The organism is Polynucleobacter sp. UK-Mo-2m-Kol15 (genome assembly GCF_018881505.1).
In the GTDB taxonomy this organism is placed as follows: Bacteria; Pseudomonadota; Gammaproteobacteria; order Burkholderiales; family Burkholderiaceae; genus Polynucleobacter.
In genome coordinates, this window is record NZ_JACVQC010000003.1 from 1 (window position 1) to 678 (window position 678).

A 678-nucleotide genomic window follows, 5' to 3' on the forward strand; every position below is an offset into this window, starting at 1 on the left:
GCAACACCTTTGTTTGACCATGCCTCAGCTAAATTGGGATTGATCACCAAAGCTTGGTCAGCAAATACTATCGCTTCTTCGTATCGCTTAAGTTCTTTAAGAGTTGCGCCTTTATTTAATGCAGCCTCCGCATAGTCAGGCCTCAAACTAAGCGCATTGCTATACCAAACTAAAGCATCGTCATAGCGACCCAAATTAGACGCAGTGTTTCCATAGCCAAGCCAAGCCTCGGGATTATTGGGTGCTAAAGCAACCGCCTTTTTATGATGAGCAAGAGCATCTTTATCATTACCAGAGTCCGAGAGAGCTTTCGCTAAGTTGTATTGTATTGAGGCATCATTCGGGTGAATTCGAGCTGCCCTAGATAAATAATCAGCAGCCTCCCTGTAATTTGATTGAGAGGCCTTAATTAAGCCCAGGACATGGAGTGCTGGGAGATTTTTTGAGTCGACCTGTAAAACTCTTTTTAAAATTAAATCCGCGCTATTAAAATTTCCATCCTGAAAGGCCTGGATGGCTTGTTGAAGCATGGCTTGAAGTTGAGGATTCATAGCAGTATTTTATAGCCACAATGCTTACTTTAAGAGAGAGTTCGATAGACATTATCTTAAAAAATATCTAATCAGCAAAACAAAACCGTGTGCAAAAGAAAGGTAGATGAGGTCTATTTTGAGGGGG

1 protein-coding gene is annotated in these 678 nt (G+C 41.6%); it reads right to left on the reverse strand.

What is annotated here, in order from left to right:
- The coding region (locus tag ICN43_RS11080; RefSeq protein ID WP_216200118.1) for a tetratricopeptide repeat protein at positions 1 to 551 on the reverse strand (551 nt) is incomplete at its 3' end.
- Positions 552 to 678 lie beyond the last annotated feature (127 nt).